Annotated in this window: 16 protein-coding genes; 15 read left to right on the top strand and 1 reads right to left on the bottom strand. The window is 70.9% G+C overall.

What is annotated here, in order from left to right:
• Positions 1–169: 169 nt before the first annotated feature.
• From pgm to AC5RVZ_RS10680, 3 genes are all read left to right on the top strand, one after another.
• Entirely contained in the window at positions 170–1,813 is a 1,644-nt protein-coding gene (gene pgm / locus AC5RVZ_RS10670; RefSeq protein WP_494065729.1) for a phosphoglucomutase (alpha-D-glucose-1,6-bisphosphate-dependent), read from the top strand.
• A 97-nt stretch (positions 1,814–1,910) separates the two neighbouring features.
• On the top strand, positions 1,911–2,813 hold the full coding sequence (locus tag AC5RVZ_RS10675) for a DUF6807 domain-containing protein (RefSeq protein WP_494065730.1): 903 nt from the start codon (positions 1,911–1,913) through the stop codon (positions 2,811–2,813).
• On the top strand, positions 2,810–3,538 hold the full coding sequence (locus tag AC5RVZ_RS10680; RefSeq protein WP_494065731.1) for a cupin domain-containing protein: 729 nt from the start codon (positions 2,810–2,812) through the stop codon (positions 3,536–3,538). The genes AC5RVZ_RS10675 and AC5RVZ_RS10680 overlap by 4 nt, the downstream gene beginning before the upstream one ends.
• A gap of 13 nt (positions 3,539–3,551) precedes the next feature.
• Here AC5RVZ_RS10680 and AC5RVZ_RS10685 read toward each other — a convergent pair whose 3' ends face one another.
• Complete coding sequence (locus AC5RVZ_RS10685) at positions 3,552–4,559, bottom strand: LacI family DNA-binding transcriptional regulator (protein ID WP_494065732.1); 1,008 nt, start codon at positions 4,557–4,559, stop codon at positions 3,552–3,554.
• A 193-nt stretch (positions 4,560–4,752) separates the two neighbouring features.
• Here AC5RVZ_RS10685 and AC5RVZ_RS10690 point away from each other — a divergent pair, with 193 nt between their 5' ends.
• The 12 genes from AC5RVZ_RS10690 to AC5RVZ_RS10745 all read left to right on the top strand — a co-directional run bounded on the left by AC5RVZ_RS10690 (position 4,753) and on the right by AC5RVZ_RS10745 (position 21,134).
• Positions 4,753–6,531 (top strand): ABC transporter ATP-binding protein, encoded by a 1,779-nt coding sequence (locus AC5RVZ_RS10690; RefSeq protein WP_494065733.1) that lies wholly within the window; start codon positions 4,753–4,755, stop codon positions 6,529–6,531.
• A 78-nt stretch (positions 6,532–6,609) separates the two neighbouring features.
• Positions 6,610–7,704: a Gfo/Idh/MocA family protein gene (locus tag AC5RVZ_RS10695; RefSeq protein ID WP_494065734.1), complete on the top strand. Its 1,095-nt coding sequence runs from the start codon at positions 6,610–6,612 to the stop codon at positions 7,702–7,704.
• Positions 7,701–8,687, top strand: coding sequence for a family 43 glycosylhydrolase (locus tag AC5RVZ_RS10700; protein ID WP_494065735.1), 987 nt, complete (start codon positions 7,701–7,703; stop codon positions 8,685–8,687). Before AC5RVZ_RS10695 ends, AC5RVZ_RS10700 begins: the two co-directional genes overlap by 4 nt.
• Positions 8,688–8,861: 174 nt before the next feature.
• Positions 8,862–10,160 (top strand): ABC transporter substrate-binding protein, encoded by a 1,299-nt coding sequence (locus AC5RVZ_RS10705; RefSeq protein ID WP_494065736.1) that lies wholly within the window; start codon positions 8,862–8,864, stop codon positions 10,158–10,160.
• 69 nt (positions 10,161–10,229) lie between these two features.
• Positions 10,230–11,225, top strand: coding sequence for a carbohydrate ABC transporter permease (locus AC5RVZ_RS10710; protein ID WP_494065737.1), 996 nt, complete (start codon positions 10,230–10,232; stop codon positions 11,223–11,225).
• Positions 11,222–12,151 carry a carbohydrate ABC transporter permease gene (locus tag AC5RVZ_RS10715; protein WP_494065738.1) on the top strand — a complete coding sequence of 310 codons (930 nt, stop codon included), beginning with the start codon at positions 11,222–11,224 and terminating at the stop codon, positions 12,149–12,151. Before AC5RVZ_RS10710 ends, AC5RVZ_RS10715 begins: the two co-directional genes overlap by 4 nt.
• Positions 12,148–12,801 (top strand): hypothetical protein, encoded by a 654-nt coding sequence (locus tag AC5RVZ_RS10720; RefSeq protein WP_494065739.1) that lies wholly within the window; start codon positions 12,148–12,150, stop codon positions 12,799–12,801. The genes AC5RVZ_RS10715 and AC5RVZ_RS10720 overlap by 4 nt, the downstream gene beginning before the upstream one ends.
• A 49-nt stretch (positions 12,802–12,850) precedes the next feature.
• Positions 12,851–14,917, top strand: coding sequence for a beta-galactosidase (locus AC5RVZ_RS10725; protein ID WP_494065740.1), 2,067 nt, complete (start codon positions 12,851–12,853; stop codon positions 14,915–14,917).
• A 31-nt stretch (positions 14,918–14,948) separates the two neighbouring features.
• Positions 14,949–16,226 carry an ABC transporter substrate-binding protein gene (locus AC5RVZ_RS10730; protein WP_494065741.1) on the top strand — a complete coding sequence of 426 codons (1,278 nt, stop codon included), beginning with the start codon at positions 14,949–14,951 and terminating at the stop codon, positions 16,224–16,226.
• A gap of 70 nt (positions 16,227–16,296) precedes the next feature.
• Positions 16,297–18,552 carry a beta-galactosidase gene (locus AC5RVZ_RS10735; protein WP_494065742.1) on the top strand — a complete coding sequence of 752 codons (2,256 nt, stop codon included), beginning with the start codon at positions 16,297–16,299 and terminating at the stop codon, positions 18,550–18,552.
• A 213-nt stretch (positions 18,553–18,765) separates the two neighbouring features.
• On the top strand, positions 18,766–19,893 hold the full coding sequence (locus tag AC5RVZ_RS10740) for a Gfo/Idh/MocA family protein (protein ID WP_494066271.1): 1,128 nt from the start codon (positions 18,766–18,768) through the stop codon (positions 19,891–19,893).
• 5 nt (positions 19,894–19,898) lie between these two features.
• Complete coding sequence (locus tag AC5RVZ_RS10745) at positions 19,899–21,134, top strand: dihydrodipicolinate synthase family protein (protein ID WP_494065743.1); 1,236 nt, start codon at positions 19,899–19,901, stop codon at positions 21,132–21,134.
• The last annotated feature ends 105 nt before the right edge of the window (positions 21,135–21,239 follow it).

Here is a 21,239-nt window from a genome sequence, read left to right on the forward strand (position 1 = left end):
TGCCTGAGTCATGCGCACTGGCACCGCTCAGCCGGCCATTGACGCCCGGGCGACAAAGTTCCGGAACCACGCGGGTGCCGCCGCGCGCGGCAGCTCCCGCAGTCAGGGTCGGCGCCACGGCTGTCAAGTGGCGGCACGGATTTCGACGGCACCGGGCAGACTTAGACGCATGAGTCGCGCAGGACAGCCCGCCGAAGCATCCGATCTGGTGGACATCGACGAGGTGATCGCCGCCTATTACGACATCAAGCCCGACCCCGCCGTCGCCGAGCAGCGCGTCGTGTTCGGCACGAGTGGCCACCGCGGATCGTCGCTGTCAGGCAGCTTCAACGAGGTGCACATCCTCGCCACGACCCAGGCGATCGTCGACTACCGCCGCTCGCAGGGCATCGAGGGCCCGCTGTTCCTCGGGCGCGACACGCACGGCCTGTCGCTTCCGGCCGAGCGCAGCGCCATCGAGGTGCTGGTTGCGAACGGCATCGACGTGCGGGTCGACTCCCGCGACTCGTGGGTGCCGACGCCGGCGCTCAGCCACGCGATCCTCACGTACAACCGCGGGCGGGATGCCGCCGACCCCGGCCGTGCGGACGGCATCGTCGTGACGCCCAGCCACAACCCGCCGCGCGACGGCGGCTTCAAGTACAACCCGCCGAACGGCGGCCCCGCCGACACCGACGCGACCGGCTGGATCGCGAACCGCGCCAACGAGCTCATCGTGGCGGGACTGGAAGGGGTGAACCGCACCGCGTTCCGCGACATCGACGGCGAACAGCTGGGCACCTACGACTTCCGCGACGCGTATGTGCGCGACCTCGGGACCATCATCGACGTGGACGCCATCCGCGCGGCGGGCGTGCGCATCGGGGCCGACCCGCTGGGCGGGGCGTCGGTGGAGTACTGGGCGCTCATCGCCGAGGTGTACGGCCTGGATCTCACCGTCGTGAACCCTGACGTCGACCCGACGTGGAGGTTCATGACGCTGGACTGGGACGAGAAGATCCGCATGGACCCGTCCTCGCCGTCGGCGATGGCGGCCCTCGTCGGCCGGCGCGAGGAGTACGACATCCTCACCGGCAACGATGCCGACGCCGACCGCCACGGCATCGTCACCCCCGACGCGGGCCTGATGAACCCGAACCACTACCTCGCGGTCGCGATCGACTACCTCTTCTCGCACCGCGAGGGATGGCCGACGGATGCCGCGATCGGCAAGACGCTCGTCTCCTCCATGATCATCGACCGGGTCGCGCAGTCGCTCGGGCGGCCGCTGCTGGAGGTGCCCGTCGGATTCAAGTGGTTCGTGCCGGGGCTGCTGGACGGCTCCGTCGCGTTCGGCGGCGAGGAGTCGGCCGGCGCGTCCTTCCTGCGCAAGGACGGCTCGGTGTGGACGACGGACAAGGACGGCATCCTGCTGTGCCTCCTCGCATCGGAGATCCTCGCGGTGACCGGCAAGACGCCCTCGCAGCGCTACGCCGAGCTCGAGGCCGAGTTCGGCGCCTCGGCCTACCAGCGCGTGGACGCGCCCGCGACCCCGGCGCAGAAAGCAGCACTCGGCAGGCTCTCGCCCGACGCGGTCACGGCCACGGAGCTCGCCGGCGAGCCGATCACGGCGAAGCTGTCGCACGCCCCGGGCAACGGCGCGGCGATCGGCGGGGTGAAGGTGCAGACGGAGCACGCGTGGTTCGCCGCACGTCCCTCGGGCACCGAGGACGTCTACAAGCTGTACGCCGAGTCGCTGCGCGGCGAGGAGCACCTCCGCCAAGTGCAGGCCGAGGCCCGCGAGGTCGTGTCGGCGGCGCTCAGCGGCGCCTGAGCCGCTTCCCGGCCGGTCCGGGGCGTCCATGACGCGCGGGGGATGCGGACCGCAGCGAGGGGAAGCGTTTTCCGGCCGCGTGCGTCAGAATGAGGTCATGGCGGACCTCACGCTGCGCATCCGAGACATCGACGCCGTCGTCACCACCGAGGGCGTCGACGTCGCCCGCTACGCCTTCGACCCGGGCGGTGCGGCATCCGAGGGCCCCAAGCCCTTCCTCCACCCGCTCCGCGCCCTCGACGGAGCACCGCTGACGGCCTTCCGCCCGTGGGATCACCGGTGGCACAAGGGGCTGCAGATGACGTGGACCCACGTGTCGGGGCAGAACTTCTGGGGCGGGCCGACCTTTCAGCGCGACACCGGGTACACGCAGCTCGACAACGTGGGCAGCATCCGCCATGAGCGCTTCGCCGCGACGACGGATGCCGGCACCGAGGTCTCCTTCACCGAGGAGCTCACCTGGATCACGCAGGCGGGCGAGACCTGGCTCGCAGAGACGCGCACGCACCGGTTCCACGGCGTCGACACCAGCCGCGGACTCTGGATGCTCGACTTCGCCACCAACCTGCGCAACGTCTCCGGAAGGCCGCTCGAGCTCGGCAGCCCGACGACGCAGGGGCGTCCCGCGGCCGGCTACACCGGGTTCGTCATCCGGATGCCTCGCGCCTGGACCGGCGGCCGCGTGCTGTCGGCCGATCGCGAGGGCGCCGATGCCCTCATGGGGGCGGAGGCTTCGTGGGTCGCGGTGTCGGGCGAGCACGACGAGGTCGACGGCGGCGGCACGGTGCTCGCCTTCGCCGGGACGTCCAGTGCTTCCCCGAAGATCAGATGGTTCGTGCGCAGCGAGCCGTTCCCGGTGCTCAGTCCCTCTCCCTCGTTCGACGAGGCGATCGACCTCGCGCCGGGCGGGGAGGTCTCGCTCGCGCACCGGCATGTCTTCGGCGATCGGATCTGGACGCCGGAGGAGACCCGCGCCCTCGCCGAGGAGCTTGCGCCATGACTCCCCTCTTCCCGGGCGGGGTCGCCGTGAGCGGCCTGCGCGTGTACGACTGGGAGGGCGACGACGCCCACCGCGGCGGCTCGCCGCACCTGCACACGGCGTCGAGCGAGGGCTACGTCGTGACGGCCGGATCCGGCGAGGTGCACACGGTCTCGGCCGCCGGCCGCGAGGTGCACCGGCTCCAACCCGGTGCGGTGGTCTGGTTCTCGCCGGGCACGGTGCATCGGCTGGTCAACGAGGGGGACCTCGAGATCCTGGTCGTGATGCAGAACACCGGTCTGCCCGAGGCGGGCGACGCGGTGCTCACGTTCCCCGCGGACGTCCTCGACGATCCGCAGGCGTACGCGTCGGCGGCATCCCTCCCCTCCGAGGGCTTAGAGGACGAACGAGGCGCCGCCGCACGGGCGCGCCGCGACCTCGCGCTGCGCGGTTACCGCGAGCTGCTCGACGACCTGGAAGCACGAGGCCCGATCGCCCTCACCGAGCTGCATGCGCGCGCCGCCCGACTGGTGCAGCCCCGCGTCGCGCGATGGCAGCGCCTGTGGTCGGCGACGGTCGAGGCCGAGACGGCGCGCACGCGCGACCAGCTCGCGCGCCTTGCCGGCGGGATGCCGGGGCTCATGGCCGACGCGAGGGTGACGTCCGCTGCGCCGCACGAGGAGCCTCGCCGCTTCGGCATGTGCGGGCGCCTGCAGACGTGGGAGTGGCCCGCGCCCGAGGTCTGACGCGGCGGCTCCGTCAGCTCGCGCCGGCCGTCGATGCCCGCACGACGAGCTCCGGCTGATACACGACGTCGCCGAGCTCCCCGCGGCCGTTGATGCGCGCGAGCAGCATCTCCGCGGCGGTGCGGCCCATCTCGCGCGCGGGCTGCCGGACGGAGGTGAGCGGAACGGCCGCGATCGCGGCGAACTCGATGTCGTCGTAGCCGACGACGGCGACGTCCTCGGGCACGCGGACACCTGATGACACGAGACCGTGGACGAGGCCGATCGCGAGGTGATCGTTCGAGACGACCAGGCCGTCCGGGCGCTCGCCGGGGTCACGGCGCGCCAGCTGCTCGCCGAAGCGCTGCCCGATCTCGGATGTGGTGCGCTCCGTCCAGATCGGCTCGAGCGTCGCTCCCGAGTGCTCGGCGACCGCCGCCCGGGCGCCCTGGAGGCGCTCGCGCACCTGCCGGACCGCCGCGCGGGCGCCCACGAACGCCAGACGCCGCCGACCGGACGCCAGCAGATGCTCGGCGGCCAGGCGCCCTCCGCCGACGTCGTCGAACGAGACCGAGGGAAGCTCGCCGGTGTCGTCGACGGCGTCGACCAGGACGACCGGGATGCCGCGGCCCCGCAGTCGCTGCAGCCAGGGCTCGAGCGGACCGAACGGGCTCACCAGGGCGCCCTCCACCTGCACCCGCTCGAAAAGCTCCAGATGGTCGCGCTCCTTGGCGACGTCATCGCTCGAGTTGCCCACGAGTACGCGCAGCCCCGCCGCCGAAGCGGCATCCTCGGCACCGGCGACCATGTCGGCGAAGAACGGATTTGCGATGTTGATGACCGTCATGCCGAGCAGGCCGCTGCGCCCCGCCCTCAGCTGCTGCGCGGCGTGCAGCGGCACGTATCCGAGCTGGTCCGCGGCGCTGCGCACGCGCTCGACGAGCGGAGCGCTGACCATGTGGGGCCGGTTCAAGGCGTTCGAGACGGTGCTGATGGACACGCCTGCCCGCTGCGCGACATCTCGGATGCCGACTCGCTTCATGACGCTCGTCCCGCTCTCGTCCCCCGCTCCCGCGCGGCGCCGGCACGCCCGTGTCCGGTCCGCACCATGGTAGGCGCTTTCCGCGCCGGTCCTCCCCTCGGGCGTTGCGTGGCCCGGTCAGGGCGAGCGCTGCGGGACGGAATCAGCCGCTTCGGGCCAGGCCGCCGGCATCCGTCTGTAGCATGTTCGCATCATGCAGAAAGCGCTTACCGGAACGATCCGGATCGTGCAGAGCCCCCGACCCGCGCGGTCTGTGCTGCGCCTGCTGGCGCGGCGTCCGGGGCGGCTCACGCTGGCGATCGTCGCCTTCGCGCTCAAGGAGATCCCGCTGTGGTTCCTCCCCGTCGTCACCGCCGAGATCATCGATCTCGTCGCGACGGACGGCGACGTCTCGACGGTGCTGATGTGGTTCGGCATCGCGGCGGGCCTGCTGCTGCAGAACTACCCGATGCACATCGTGTACACCCGCAATTTCATGACCGTCGTGCGCGACACCGGGGCCGATCTGCGCAATGCCCTCGCAGCGCGCCTGCAGAGCCTGTCGATCGGCTACCACACGCGGGTGAGCTCCTCGATCGTGCAGACCAAGGTGGTCCGCGACGTCGAGAACGTGGAGCTCATGCTGCAGCAGGTCACCCACCCGCTGCTGTCGTCGACCATGGTCCTCATCGGCGCTGTCGCGATGACCGCGATCGCGGTCCCCGAATTCCTCCCGGTGTACGCCCTCGCCGTTCCGATCGCGCTCGGTCTTCGCTGGGCGCTCGGCCGGCGCTCCCAGGTGCGCAACGAGGTGTTCCGTCGCGAGGTCGAGGGCTTCGCGGCGCGAGTGGGCGAGATGGCCTCGCTCATCCCGGTCACCCGCGCGCACGGGCTCGAGCAGACCGCGGTCTCGCGGGTGTCCGCGGGCGCCGACGGGGTGCGCCGGGCGGGCCTTCACCTCGACATGCTCAACGGCCACGTCGCCTCGATCTCGTGGGTGACGATGCAGCTGCTCGGGGTCGGATGCCTCGTGCTGGCGGCCGTCTTCGCGCTCACCGGCGTCCTCCCCATCACGCCCGGCGAGGTGGTGCTGCTGTCGTCGTACTTCGCACTGCTGACGCAGGGGCTCACTCAGCTGCTCATGCTGATCCCGGTCGGAGCCCGCGGGCTGGAGTCCATGCGCTCGATCTCGGAGGTCCTGCGAGAGCCGGATCTCGAGCAGAACGAGGGCAAGCGCGCCGTCCATCGCGTCGACGGCCACATCCAGCTGGAGCGCGTCACCCACCGCTACGACGGCTCGGACCGCGACGCCGTGAGCGAGGTCGCGCTGGACATCCGGCCGGGCGAGACGGTGGCATTCGTCGGCTCGTCCGGTTCGGGCAAGTCCACCATGCTCAATCTCGTCCTCGGGTTCGTCCGGCCCACGGGCGGCCGCATCCTGCTCGACGGCGCCGACATGCAGACCCTGGATCTGCGCAGCGTGCGCCGATTCGTCTCCGTGGTCCCGCAGGAATCCGTGCTGTTCGAAGGCACGATCCGCGACAACATCGCGTACGGCCTGGACGACGCCTCGCCCGAGCAGCTGCGGCAGGCGATGCGCGACGCGAACGCCGCCGATTTCGTCGAATCCCTGCCCGAGGGCTGGAACACCGTCGTCGGCGAGCGCGGTGCGCGGCTCTCAGGAGGCCAGCGGCAGCGCCTGGCGATCGCTCGCGCGCTCGTCCGCGACCCGCGCATCCTGCTGCTCGACGAGGCGACCTCCGCGCTGGATCCGGAGTCCGAGGAGCTGGTGAAGGAGGCCCTGAACCGCCTGATGCGTGGCCGCACGACCCTCGTCGTGGCGCACCGGCTCTCGACGATCCGCCAGGCCGACCGCATCGTGGTGCTCGAAGACGGCCGCATCGTGGAACAGGGCGACCACGACGGGCTGCTCAGGCGCGGCGGCCGATACGCGCACCTGCACGCGACGCAGGCCGGACTTCGCCCGCGCTGAACGCGGCCGGGATAGCGCTTTCCGATTCCGGCCCTTAGGCTGGGACGACGTACACCCGAGCCCCGACGGAGGAGCCCGATGACGAACACCCTGCGCTGCGCCATCGTGGGCACCGGTGCGATCGCGAACGCGCACGCCGCCGCGATCGCCGAGTACCCGCGAGCCGAGCTGGTCGCCGTGACCGACCTGTCGCGCGACGCCGCGGCGGCCTTCGCCGCTCGGCACGGCGAGCCGGCCGTGTACGACGATCTCGACGCGCTGCTCGAGGAGGCCCGGCCGGACGTCGTGCACATCTGCACGCCGCCGTCGGCGCATCCGGCGCAGGCGCTCGCCGCGTTCGCCGCGGGAGCCCACGTCGTGGTCGAGAAGCCCCCGGCCCCCTCCCTGGACGAGCTCGACGCGATGACGGATGCCGCCGCCGCGGCGGACCGACAGCTCGCCGTGGTGTTCCAGCAGCGCACCGGGACGGCCGCCGCGCACGTCAAGCGCCTGCTCGACTCCGGAGCCCTGGGCCGGCCGCTGCTGGCGCAGTGCCAGACGCTGTGGTTCCGCGATGCCGACTACTTCGCCGTGCCGTGGCGCGGGAAGTGGGAGACCGAGGGTGGCGGGACGACGCTGGGCCACGGCATCCACCAGCTCGATCTGCTGGCCTTCCTGCTCGGCGACTGGGAGCGCGTCGAAGCCCGCCTGTGGCGGCTCGACCGCGAGACGGCGACCGAGGACGTCTCCACCGGAACCGTCGTGTTCGCGAGCGGCACGGTCGCGCAGGTCGTCTCGAGCACCGTCTCGCCACGGGAGACCAGCTCCATCCGCATCGACACGCAGAAGGCGACCGTCACCGTCGACCACCTGTACGGGCACGGGCACGAGAACTGGCGGATCACGCCGGCGCCGCACGTGAGCGCCGACGAGGCGGCCTCGTGGGCGCTTCCCGAGGTTGAGGAGCGGAGCGGTCACGCGCCCCTGCTTCGAGACGTCTTCGATGCGCTCCTCGCGGGCCGGGCGCTGCCGATCACCGCTGATGCGCCGGCTCGGACCTTCGAGCTGGTCGCCGCGATCTACGCCTCGGCCGCCGCCGACGGCGCCGCCGTGACCCCCGCCGATCTGGCCACCCACCCGACGCACCGTCGCGGGTTCGCCAGCCCGGTCATCGATCTGCGCGCGGCGGAATGACGACGGACACGCTGGACGTCCGCGAGCCGCCGCAGCCGACCGACCCCGAGCGGGGGCAGCTTTACCGCGATCCCGTCTACGACGGCGCGAGCGATCCCACGGTGGTGCGCGACAGCGCCGGCGGCTGGTGGATGTTCTACACCCAGCGGCGTGCGACGCATCCCGATCCGGGTCCCGGCGTCGCCTGGGTGCACGGCAGCCGCGTCGGCGTCGCGCGCAGCGCTGACGGACTGCGGTGGGAGTACGCCGGAACGCTCGAGCCCGTCGACACCGGCTTGACCCTCCACGCCGGTCGGCCTCCGCTGGCCGTCACCCGAACGCACTGGGCGCCCGACGTGATCCACGACGGCACGCGCTGGCGCATGTACCTGACCGAGATCGATGGCATCCCATCGCGATGGGAGGGCCACGCCCGTCACATCGTCGAGTACCGGTCGAACGACCTTCGCTCCTGGACCCGGCGCGGGGTCGTTCCGCTGGCGAGCGACCGGGCCATCGACGCCGCCGTCGCGCAGTGCCCGGACGGACGCTGGCGCCTCTGGTACAAAGACGAGGCCGCGGGCTCGGTCACGCGCGTGGCCGTCTCGGACGACCTCGCCACATGGCGGCAGGACGGCATCGCCGTCCGCGGCCGGCCGCACGAGGGCCCGTTCGCGTTCGCGCTCGGCGGCCACTGGTGGCTCCTCACCGATGAGTGGCGCGGCATGGCGGTCCACCGCAGCGACGACGCCGTCACGTGGACGCGGCAGGGCGGACCGGACGCCGTGATCCTCGGCGACGCCGGGCCCTGCGCGCCCGGCATCCGGGCGGGGCGGCACGGCTCGGTCGTCGTCACCGGGGCCGACGCCAGGCTGTACTACTTCACGCACCCGTGGTGGGACGGCGAGGAGCTGGTTGATGTGGCTGCTCACGCGCATCGCCGCACCGCCGTCCACGTCGCCCGCCTGCGCGTGGCGGATGGCGCCCTCGTGTGCGAGCGCTGACCACGGTCAGCCGGTCGGGCGCCTCTTGCGAAACGTTTTTTCGTGAGGTACCGTAGCGGGCAAGCGCTTTCCAGCACAGCTTCGAGCACCCTCCTGGAAGCGCGACACCGCACCACACAGACGACGGACGTCTCGCGCGGAGGAACGAACGCAGACGTTCAAGGAAGGACAAGGATGTTCAGCAAGAAGCGGGCTCTGGCCGGTGTCGCCCTCGCGACCGGCGCGGCCCTCGCGCTGGCCGGCTGCGCCGGCGGCGGCGCGACCCCCGAAGGCGAAGCGACGTTCAACCCCGACGAGGAAGTCACGCTCGATCTGGCGTTCTGGGGCAACGATGTGCGCGCCGAACTCTATGACCAGGTCATCGCGGCGTTCAACGAGGAGTACCCGAACATCACGGTGAACTCCACCTTCCTGGCGTTCCCCGAGTTCTGGGAGAAGCGCCAGACCGAGGCGGCCGGCGGCAACCTGCCGGACGTCATGCAGTTCGATTACTCGTACCTCCGCCAGTACTCCGAGAACGGCCTGCTGCTCGACCTCGAGCCGTACCTCGGCGGCATCATCGAGACCGACCCGCTGCCGCAGAACATCCTCGACATCGGCGTGGTCAACGACACCACCTTCGCCATCCCGACCTCGACCAACGCCTGGGGCATGTACACCAACCCGGTCCTGCTGGAGCAGGCCGGCGTCGAGGACTTCCCCGGCGGCACGTGGGAGGACTACAACGACTGGATGGCCCAGGTGACCGAGGCCAGCGGCGGCCAGTTCTACGGCGGCACGGACTGGACCGGACGCATCCAGAACTTCGAGCTGCAGCTGCGCGCCGAAGGGAAGAACCTGTTCGACGACAACGGCGAGCCGGGCTTCGACGAGGAGCGCCTCACCGAGTTCTGGGAGCAGGGCAGCGACATCCGCAATGGCGTCGTCGTCCCCCAGCAGCGCCTGGAGGAGGTCAACCCGCTGTCGGGCTTCGACACCGCGCTGACGGCCAGCGAGCTGACGTGGGACAACTTCGGCGCCGGCTACCTCGGCAACCTCGGCGAGGGCTACACCGAGCTGGGCCTCGTGGCACCTCCCATCACCGAGGAGGGCGCGAAGGACCTGTACCTGAAGCCGTCGATGCTGCACGCGATCGCCGCGAACACCGATCACCCGGAAGCCGCTGCGACGCTGGTGAACTTCCTCATCAACTCCCCCGCGTCGGGTGAGATCTTCGGCACGAACCGCGGCCTGCCCGCATCGGAGACGGCGCTCGAAGCGGCCGAGCTCGACCCGCTGAGCCAGCAGATCGCCGACTACGAGGCCTCGATCGAGGACCGCCTGGGCGACGCTCCCCCGGTGCCGATCATCGGCTACGGCACGCTCGAGGAGAAGTTCCGCCAGCTCGGCACCGAACTGGCGTTCGGCTCCATCACCGTGGAGGATGCGGTATCGCAGTTCTTCGCCGAGATGGACGTCGTCCTCGGTCAGTGATCATCCCCGGGTCCGGGAGCCGCGGCTCCCGGACCCGGGCCCACCCCATCATCGTCATCGGAGAGTCCCGTGAGCACCACTGCGACAAGAGTGATCGTGACCGGCGATCAGAAACGACGCAGGCCCCTCGTCCGCCGCCCCAAGCCGGAGCACCTGGACCGGCCGGGTCAGCGGGCCCGGGCGCGGCGTGAGACCCTCGCCGGCTACGGCTTCCTGGTGCCGTGGCTGATCGGCTTCTTCGGATTGACGATCGTGCCGATGGTGTACTCGCTGTACCTGTCGTTCACGAGCTACAACATCTTCTCCCCGCCGCGCTGGATCGGGCTGGACAACTACATCCGGATGTTCACCACCGACCCGCAGTTCATGCAGTCGGCCCAGATCACGCTGATCTACGTGCTGGTGGGAACCCCGATCACACTCGCCGCGGCGCTGGGCGTGGCGATGCTGCTGAACTACCGCGACAAGGGCGCAGGGTTCTTCCGGTCCGCGTTCTACGCCCCGTCGCTGATCGGCGGCTCGGTCAGCGTGGCGATCGTGTGGCGGGCGATGTTCTCCACCGACGGCCCGGTCGACTCCGGCCTCACCCTGTTCGGCATCGACATCGGCGGCTGGGTCGGCGAGCCGGCGCTGGTGCTCCCGATGATGATCCTGCTGGCCGTGTGGCAGTTCGGCGCCACGATGGTGATCTTCCTGGCAGGCCTCAAGCAGATCCCCAAGGAGCTCTACGAGGCGGCTGAGATGGACGGCGCCGGCGCCTGGCACCGTTTCCGCGCGGTGACCCTGCCCATGCTGTCGCCGGTGATCTTCTTCAACCTGCTGCTGGGCCTGATCGGCGCGTTCCAGGTGTTCGCGTCCGCGTACATCATCTCCAACGGCACCGGCGGGCCCGCCGGGATGACGAACTTCATCACCGTCTACCTGTACAAGCGCGGCTTCGCCGACGGGCAGATGGGCTACGCCGCCGCGATCGCGTGGGTGCTGCTGGTCGTCGTCGCCATCATCGCCTTCATCCTGTTCCGCACCCAGCGCTCCTGGGTCCACTACGCCGGAGACAACCGATGAGCACCACCACCGCGACCACCACCAACGCGCTCCAGCACACCGAGAACCAGGTCGACCCCGACGCCAAGACCGGCCCGCGCCGCCGCGTCAAGCGCAAGACCTGGCAGACCGTCATCTGGTTCGTGGTGCTGCTGGCGCTGACCGCGGTCGTGCTGTACCCGCTGGTGTGGCTGCTGATGTCCACCTTCAAGCCGAACGCCGAGTTCGGTCAGAACCAGTCGCTCATTCCGAACGCGCCCACCCTGGACAACTACGCCAAGGTGATGGAAGGCATCGCCGGGGTGCCGATGTGGCGATTCTTCGCCAACAGCCTGCTCATCGCGGCCGGGTCCGTCATCGGCACCGTGCTCAGCTCGGCCCTCGCCGCGTACGCGTTCGCCCGCATCCAGTTCAAGGGCCTCGGCGTCTTCTTCGCCGCGATGATCGGCACCCTGCTGCTGCCGTTCCACGTCGTGATCATCCCGCAGTACATCATCTTCAACCGGCTCGACATGGTCGACACCTTCTGGCCGCTGCTGCTGCCGAAGTTCCTCGCCACCGAGGCGTTCTTCGTGTTCCTGCTCGTCCAGTTCATCCGCCAGATGCCCCGCGACATGGATGAGGCCGCCCGGATCGACGGCGCCGGGCACGTTCGCATCTTCTGGTCGATCATCCTGCCGCTGATCAAGCCCGCCCTGATCACCTGCGCGATCTTCGCCTTCATCTGGGCATGGAACGACTTCCTCGGACCGCTGCTGTACCTCACCAGCCCCGAGAACTACCCCCTCCCCATTGCCCTGCGTCTGTACAACGACCAGACCTCCACCAGCGACTACGGCGCCACCGTCACCGCCAGCTTCATCGCGCTGGTCCCGGTCCTGCTGTTCTTCCTCGTCTTCCAGCGCTTCCTCGTCGACGGCGTCGCCACGCAGGGACTCAAGGGATGACCAGCCACCGGCGCGCACTGCGCGAGGCCCGGCGCGCGGATGCCTCCGGCAGCGGGCCCACGCTCCAGGAGCGCCCGCCGGCCCGGTATCCCGGGGCGGCCGGAGCCTTCGCCCTGTTCGGCGAGGTGCTCCTGACGGGTCTCGTCATCGTGCTGGGAGGAATCGCGCTGGTGACCCTGCCCGCCGCACTGGCCGCCGGCATCCGGCACCTGCGTCGGTACCTGAATGCCGAGGCCTCGCACCCGCGCATGGTCTGGGACGACTATCGCCGCGCCCTGCCGGGCGGCCTCGTCGTCGGTGTCGTCGGCGTCGTCGTCGCAGCTGTGCTCGCGCTCGACATCGACCTGGCGGCGTCCGGCGCACTGCCCGGCGGAACGGTCGTCGGGCTCATCGGCTGGGCAGGCCTCGTGGCCCTCGCGGTGGCGCTGCTGGCCGCCGCCGCCGCGTGGAAGCCTGAGCGAGGCTGGCGCCCCGCGGTCCGCGGCATCCCGTCGACGCTCACGGCGGACATCGCCGGCGCCCTCTACCTCGCCGCCACCGCCGTCTTCGTCGGCGTCGCGACGTGGATGCTCGTCCCCGTCGTCATCCCGGCGCTCGGCTGCGCGGCGCTGGCCGCCGTCGCGATCCCCGCCCGGCGCCGCCGGCGCTGACCAGCCTCCGCTCACCCTCGCCCACCACCCCGAACAGGAGCTGCTCGACGTGCTGTACGGCGCCGACTACAACCCCGATCAATGGCCCGAAGAGGTCTGGGACGAGGACGTCCGCCTTATGCAGGAGGCCGGCGTCAACATCGTGAGCCTCGGCATCTTCGCCTGGTCGCGGATCCAGCCGGCCGAGGACGTGTGGGACTTCGCCTGGCTCGACACGGTCATCGAGAAGCTCCATGCCGGCGGCATCGCCGTGAACCTCGCGACGGCCACGGCGTCCCCGCCGCCCTGGGTGAGCGCCCGCTACCCCGAGACGCTACCGACCGACGAGAACGGCGCCTCGTACTGGCCGGGCAGCCGTCAGCACTTCGCGCCGTCCTCCCCCGTGTACCGGCGGCTCGCGGGCGAGCTGGTGCGGCGCATCGCCGAGCGGTACGCCCGCCACCCGGCAGTGGTGATGTGGCACGTGGGCAACGAGTTCGGATGCCACCTCCCGATGGACTTCTCCGACGCCGCCCGCGACGCGTACCGCGTGTGGCTGCGCCGCAAGTACGACGACGACATCGCGGCGCTCAACGATGCGTGGGGCACAAGCTTTTGGTCGCAGCGCTACGGGTCGTTCGAGGAGGTCTTCCCGCCTCGTCTGGCCCCGTACAGCCACAACCCGTCGTCCATGCTGGACTACCGCCGCTTCACCTCGGACATGCTGCTCGAGTGCTACCTGCTGGAGCGCGAGATCCTGCTCGAAGCCGGTGCCACCCAGCCCATCACGACCAACTTCATGGGCCCCTTCAAGCCGGCCGACTACCGTCGCTGGGCGCCGTTCATGGACGTCATCGCCGACGACTGCTACCCCGACCCGGCCAACCCGCATCGCGTGCGTGACGCCGCGTTCCAGCGAGACCTGATCCGCTCGCTCAAGCCCGGCGTGCCCTGGCTGCTGTGGGAGCAGGCGACCGATGCCGTCAACTGGCGCCCGTCCAATCCCGGCAAGCGCCCGGGCGCCCTCATGGCCGAGTCCGCCCAGTCCATCGCCCGCGGGGCCGACGGCATCATGTTCTTCCAGTGGCGGCAGTCCCGCGCGGGCAGCGAGAAGTTCCACTCCGCGATGCTTCCTCACGCCGGCACCGGCACGCGTGTGTGGAACGCGGTCACCGAGCTGGGCGCGCGCCTCGCGGCCCTGCCCGAGCTGCCGGCGCCCGGCCGCGATGCGCGCGTCGCGCTGGTGTTCGACTGGGAGAGCTGGTGGGCGGTCGAAGAGCGCGATCATCCCACGCGCGTGGACTACCTCGCGCTGTCGCTCGAGTGGTACGGCGCCCTGCACGCGCGGGGACTCCTGGTGGACATCGTCGCTCCGGAAGACGTCGACGACGGCTACGACCTCGTTCTCGCCCCCGCGCTGTACCTGCTCCGCGACGCCGGCGCGGCGGCGCTGACCCGCTTCGTGGCAGCGGGCGGAACGCTGCTGACCGGCCCGTTCTCAGACATCGTCGACGAGCACGACCAGTTCCGCGACGGCGGCTTCCTCACGCAGCTCGGCCCCGTGCTCGGCCTGCGCTTCGAGGACTTCGGGGCGCTCGCCGGCGCGACGACCGGCGGCACGGGCGTCGGCGCGCAAGGCGCCCACATCGCCGCCTCCGCGTCGGCGGGGGCCGTGGCCTTCACCCTCGAGGGCTCGTCGTTCTCGGGCAGGCTCGTCGCCGAGACGGTGCACCCGATGGGGGCGGAGGTCGTCGCCGCCTTCGCCGACGGCCTCGCGGTGGGCCGACCCGCCCTCACACGTCATCCGTACGGCGAGGGCGAGGCCTGGTACGTCGCGACGCAGCCGGTGGCGGACGGCCTCGACGCCGTCGTCGCAGCCGTCATCGAGGCATCCGGTGTGCGCCCCGTCGTGGACGACCTCCCGGCGGACGTCGAAGTCGCCCGGCGCGGCGACCTCGTCACGCTCATCAATCACGGCGACGTCGACGCCGAGGTGAGCATCGAGGGCACGGATGCCGAGTCCGGCCGCGCCGTCGACCGACTGTCCCTCGCTTCGCAGGAAGTCCGCTTCATCCTCGCTCCGGCCGGCCCCGCCTCGCGCCGCGTGAGCGCCCGGGTCGACGCGAGCGCCCTCTGACCCTCCCTCCCACACCCGACGAAGGAAGCACATGACACGACGCACACCCCTCGCCATCGCGGCCACGGCGGCCGCGGCCCTCCTGCTGGCCGGCTGCGCCGGCTCAGGAGCCGGCTCCGACAACGCCTACGACCCCGACGAGAAGGTCACCCTCGACTTCGCGTTCTGGGGCAACGACGACCGCGCCGACCGCTACAACCGGCTGATCGAGGCATTCAACGAGGAGCACCCCAACATCACCGTCAACGCCTCCTTCTCGGACTTCCCCAGCTTCTGGGAGAAGCGACAGACCGAGGCCGCCGGCGGCGGACTGCCCGACGTGTTCCAGTTCTCCGACAGCTACCTGCGCCAGTACGGCGAAGCCGGTCACCTGCTCGACCTCGCCGAGGTCTCGGACCACATCGACTTCGACACCTTCGAGGAGTCGCTGCTGGGCACCGGAGCGCTGAACGGCACCCAGTACTCGCTGCCGACCGGCTACAGCCTGTGGGCGAACTTCGTCAACGACGACCTGCTCCAGCAGCACGGCCTCGCGGCACCGGAGGGAGGCACGACCTTCGACGAGTTCGCGGACTGGATGGCCGAGGTCACCGAGGCCACGGGCGGCGCCGTCTTCGGCGGCACCGACTACACGCAGCGCATCCAGACGTTCGAGCTCGCGCTGCGCGCCGACGGCGGGAACCTGTTCACCGAGGACGGCGAACTCGGGTTCACCGAGGATGAGCTGCGCGAGTTCTGGGAGTCGGGTGCTGCACTGCGCGACGGCATCACCATCCCGCAGCAGAAGCTCGAGGAGCTCACCCCGAAGTCCGGCTTCGGTTCGTCGCTGACGGCCAGCGAGACGAGCTGGAGCAACTTCCTCGGCGGCTACCTCGCCGACTCCGGCGCATCGTCGATCTCGCTCATCGCACCGCCCACCGCGAAGGAGGGCTCGAAGGACCTCTACCGGCAGGCCGGTCTGCAGATGGCGATCGCCGCGAACACCGAGCACCCTGAAGCCGCCGCCCTGTTCCTCGACTTCGTGGTGAACAGCCAGGAGGCCGGTGAGATCTTCGGCACCACGCTCGGGTTCCCGGCGTCCTCGTCGAAGCTCGAAGGCGCGACGCTGGAGGGCCCGGACAAGCAGGTGGCCGACTACATCGAGTCGGCCGCGGACCGCATCGGCGATGCGCCGCCCGTGCCCGTCGTGGGCTACGGCTCGCTCGAGCAGACCTTCTGGGACCTCGGCAAGTCGCTGGGCCTCGGGGCGATCTCGGTCGACGACGCCGTGACGCAGTTCTTCGCCGAAGCCGACGTCATCCTCGGCTGAACGCGACCAGGGACGCCGCGGCCTTCCTCGGCCGCGGCGTCCCGCCTTTCCCACCTCACGAAGGAACGCCATGGCCGAACCGCTGCGCGTGCGGATCAGCGCTTCGCGCGCCCGGAACGAGCGCCGGCCGCGCATGGCCAACATCGAGGATCGGCGCCCGGGTCTCGAGCTCACCAGCCGCGCCCTGATGCGCGACGGCCGTCCGTGGCTGCCGGTCTCGGGCGAGATGCATTACACCCGTACTCCGCGCGAGCGGTGGACGCACCGCCTGAGGCTCATGCGGGCCGGCGGGATCTCCGTCGTCTCCACCTACGTGCCGTGGATCCATCATGAGCCGGTGCGCGGCAGCGCGCGCTTCGACGGGCGCTTCGACGTCGGGGCCTTCATCGATGCCGCGCGGGCGGAAGGGCTCGAGGTCGTGCTGCGGATCGGGCCGTGGATCCACGGCGAGGTCCGCAACGGCGGCTTCCCCGACTGGGTGCAGGAGGCACCGGTGCGCCACCGCACCGACGACCCGGCCTACCTCGCTCTCGTGCGCGGCTGGTTCGGCGAGGTCGCGCGCGCCCTCGACGGCCGCGCCGCTCCCGACAGGGTGCTCGCGATCCAGCTCGACAACGAGCTGTACGACCAGCCCGGGCATCTCGTCACCTTGAAGCGCCTTGCGCGCGAGGCCGGGATGTCGGCCCCGCTGTGGACGGCGACGGCCTGGGGCGGCGCCCAGCTGCCCGACCCCGACGTGCTGCCCCTGTGGGGCGGGTACGGCGACGGCTTCTGGGTGGATGCCGACGCTCCGTGGGACCCCACGTTCCGTGCGCACTACTTCTTCTCCGACACGTGGGACGACCCCGGCATCGGCGCGGACGTCCGCGGCGACGACGCGACTGGGCGCTCCGACCTGTCGGTGTGGTTCCCACCAGCCACGTGCGAACTGGGCGGCGGCATGGCGACGGCCTATCATCGTCGGCCCCGGCCGGAGGCGCTCGACATCGCTGCGATCGCGCACGCGAAGCTCGGCAGCGGGTCGGCCTGGCAGGGGTACTACATGTACGCGGGCGGCACGAATCCCGGCGCCGACCTCGCGGAGTCGCACGCGACCGGGTATCCGAACGACATGACGCGACTCAGCTACGACTTCCACGCGCCGATCGGCGAGGCGGGTCGTGCGGCGCCCGCGCACGCGGCTCTGCGGCGGCAGCACGCTTTCATCGAGGCGTTCGGGGATCTCATCGCGCCGCAGCCCGCTCATCTGCCCGAGATCCAGCCGGCGGGAGTCGACGACTCCTCGACCCTGCGCTGGGCGGTGCGCGGCGACGGGGACCAGGGCTTTCTCTTCATCGGCTGGCACCAGCCCCACGTGCCCGTCGCCGCCTGCCGAGGTGCGCGCTTCCGGATCGAGTCGCCGGCGGGGCCCGTCGTCATGCCGAGCGCGCCGGTGGACATCGCGCCGGGAACCCTCGCGCGCTGGCCCGTCGGGCTCCGGGTGGGAGGGGTGCGCATCGCGTGGGCGACCGCCTCCGCGCTGACCGTGCTCCCCGGTCCGGTGCCGACGCTCGTCCTCCTGGAGGATGCCGGCATCCCCGTCGAGGTCGCACACGGTGACGCCGTCCACCGGATCGACGTGGACGACCACCCTCACCTGCATCTCGCGGATGCCGACGGCTCGACCCTCGACGTGCTCGTGCTGTCCGCGCCCGACGCCGAGCGCGTGTGGGTCTCCGAGACGAGGGCCGGGCGGCGCCTCTTCGTGACGGAGGACGAGATCACCTGGGACCGGGCGGGTCTCGTGTCGGCGCGGGCGCGTGGCGACGTGCCGGCTGTGCGGGAGTACGTGGACGGATCATGGCGCGCCCCGGCATGGACGCACGTGTCCGGGACGTCGGCCGCGGCATCCGTCACCCCGCAGCCGGTTCGCGCCTGGTCGATCCCGCCGGGCGACTACGGGACGGTCGACGGCCGGCAGTCGGCGCCCGGCGACGCCGTGCTGGACGATCACGCGGCCGTGTACCGGGTGGGCGTGCCGGACTGGTGCGACGAGGATGCGGTGTTCCAGATGGCGTGGGGCGGCGACGTCGCACAGGTGCGAGTCGACGGCGTCACCGTGACCGACCGGTTCTGGGACGGCTCCGACCTCGTGGTGAACCTTCGCGATCTGGGAGCCGCGCCGGGCGCCGAAGTGGAGGTTCGCATCCTTCCGCTGCGCACGGACAGCGCCGTGCATCTCCCCGCCGGCGCCGCGGCCCGTCTGTCCTCATCGACCGAGGCGCTGTGCGCGATCGACGCGGTGAGCGTGGGCCAGCGCTCGCTCTGGCAGGAGGCGCCGCGGTGAGGAACGGAACGTGCGCTTGCGCGTCACCGCGCCGCGTGGCACACTATCGGAAAGCGTTTACCCGCTAGGCGGGTGGCTCCCACGACTCCCGGATCGACCGCGACGTCGACCGGTTCAGAAGGAAGAAGGATCACCGTGACGGACACCACATTCGCCCCGGCCGCTGCCGAGGCATCCGACGCTCGCCCGCAGGTGCGCGAGGTCGGCATCATCATGAACGGCGTCTCGGGCCGCATGGGATACCGCCAGCACCTCGTGCGCTCGATCCTCGCCATCCGCGATCAGGGCGGCATCGAGCTGGCCGACGGCACGAAGCTCACCGTCAAGCCCCTGCTCGTCGGCCGCAGCGAGGCGAAGCTCGCCGAGATCGCCGCGCAGCACGGCATCGAGGACTACACGACCGATCTCGACGAGGCGCTCGCCGACCCCCGCTGGGAGATCTACGCCGACTTCCTCGTGACGAAGGCCCGTGCCGCCGCGCTGCGCAAGGCCATCGCCGCCGGGAAGACCATCTACACCGAGAAGCCCACGGCCGAGACGGTCGCCGAAGCGGTCGAGCTCGCGCAGCTGGCCAAGGAGGCCGGCGTGAAGACCGGCGTCGTGCACGACAAGCTGTACCTGCCCGGCATGCAGAAGCTCAAGCGCCTCATCGACTCCGGCTTCTTCGGGCGCATCCTCTCGGTGCGCGGCGAGTTCGGCTACTGGGTGTTCGAGGGCGACTGGCAGCCGGCCCAGCGCCCCAGCTGGAACTACCGCGCCGAGGACGGCGGCGGGATCATCGTCGACATGTTCCCGCACTGGAACTACGTGCTGGAGAACCTGTTCGGCGAGGTGAAGTCGGTGTACGCGCAGGCCGCCGTGCACATCCAGGACCGCTGGGACGAGAAGGGCGAGCACTACACCGCCACCGCCGAGGACGCCGCCTACGGCATCTTCGAGCTCGAGGGCGACATCGTCGCGCAGATCAACTCCTCGTGGACCGTGCGCGTGAACCGCGACGAGCTGGTGGAGTTCCACGTCGACGGCACGCACGGCTCGGCCGTAGTGGGCCTGTTCGGCGCGAAGATCCAGCACCGCAACGCCACGCCGAAGCCCGTCTGGAACCCCGACCTCGCCGACGACCACGACTACAGCGCCGACTGGGCCCAGGTGCCGACGAACGACGTGTTCCAGAACGGCTTCCGTCAGCAGTGGGAGGAGTTCCTCGTCTCGTACGCCGAGGGCACCGACTACGAGTTCGACCTGCTCTCGGGCGCCCGCGGCGTGCTGCTGGCCGAGGCCGGCCTGCAGTCCAGCCGCGAGGGCCGCAAGGTCGAGCTGCCCACGCTGACGCTGGAGTGACCCGGATGCCGCAGCTCACCCTCCTCTCCGACGCCGGCGACGTGTCGTCGGTCGACCTCAACGAGTCACCCGGTCACCGCAGACCCGAAAGCGCCCTGCGCAGCCGCGTCGCGTACGCGGCGGCGCACGTGGTGCCCAAGGCCTGGGCGGACAACACCCCCGGACAGCCCGCCGATGTGGACTGGGACGCCACGCTGGACTTCCGCCGCGCGGTGTACTCGTGGGGCCTGGGCGTGGCCGACGCCATGGACACCGCCCAGCGGAACATGGGGCTGGATGCCGCCGCGACGCGCGAGCTCATCGCCCGCTCGGCGGCGGTGGCACGGGAAGAGGGCGGCTCGGTCGTCGTCGGGGTCAACACCGACCATGTCGACCAGGAGCGGATCTCGATCGATCAGGTGATCGACGCCTACAAGGAGCAGCTGCACTTCACCGAGGAGCAGGGCGCCGGGCCGGTGCTCATGGCCTCCCGCCACCTGGCCCGCGTCGCCGAATCGGCCGAGGACTACCGTCGCGTGTACCGCGAGGTGCTCGCCGCCGCCACGACACCGGTCGTGCTGCACTGGCTCGGCACGGCGTTCGACCCGGTGCTCGAGGGCTACTTCGGCTCGAGCGACTGGCGCGAGGCATCCGACGTGCTCCTGGAGATCATCGGCGAGAACCCCGGCAAGGTCGCGGGCGTCAAGATGAGCCTGCTGGATGCCGCGTCCGAGGTGTCGGTGCGCGAGCGACTCCCCGAGGGCGTGCGCATGTTCACCGGCGACGACTTCAACTACGTCGGCCTCATCGGCGGCCAGGACGTGCCCGATGCCCGGCAGCCCGACCGCGACGCCGACGTTTCGGCAGGCTCGACCACCGGGAAGGGCTACTCCGACGCGCTGCTCGGCGCGTTCGCCGCGATCACTCCGGTCGCCTCCGCCGCGATCCAGGCGCTCGACGCCGGCGATCCGGCCCGCTACCTGGAGATCCTCGGCCCCACCGAGGAGCTGAGCCGCCAGGTGTTCGCCGCGCCGACGTTCTACTACAAGACCGGTGTCGCCTTCCTGTCGTGGCTGAACGGCCACCAGTCGGCGTTCCAGATGGTCGGGGGCCTGCACTCCGCGCGCAGCCTTCCCCATCTCTCGCGCATCATCGAGCTCGCGAACGCATCGCTCGCGCTGGAGCATCCCGAGCTGGCGGCGATCCGCTGGCACGGCATGCTGCGCCACAACGGCATCGACGTCCCCGGGGTGATCGCATGACCGCGGCCTCCGGCATCCGTGTCCCGGTTCTGCGGCTCCGTGTCCCGAAACCTCGACTGGATGCTGCTTCCGGGCCGGGATTGTGGGACACGCTCGAAGGAGGAT

The sequence above is a fragment of the Arthrobacter sp. Cza30 genome, from assembly GCF_059090765.1.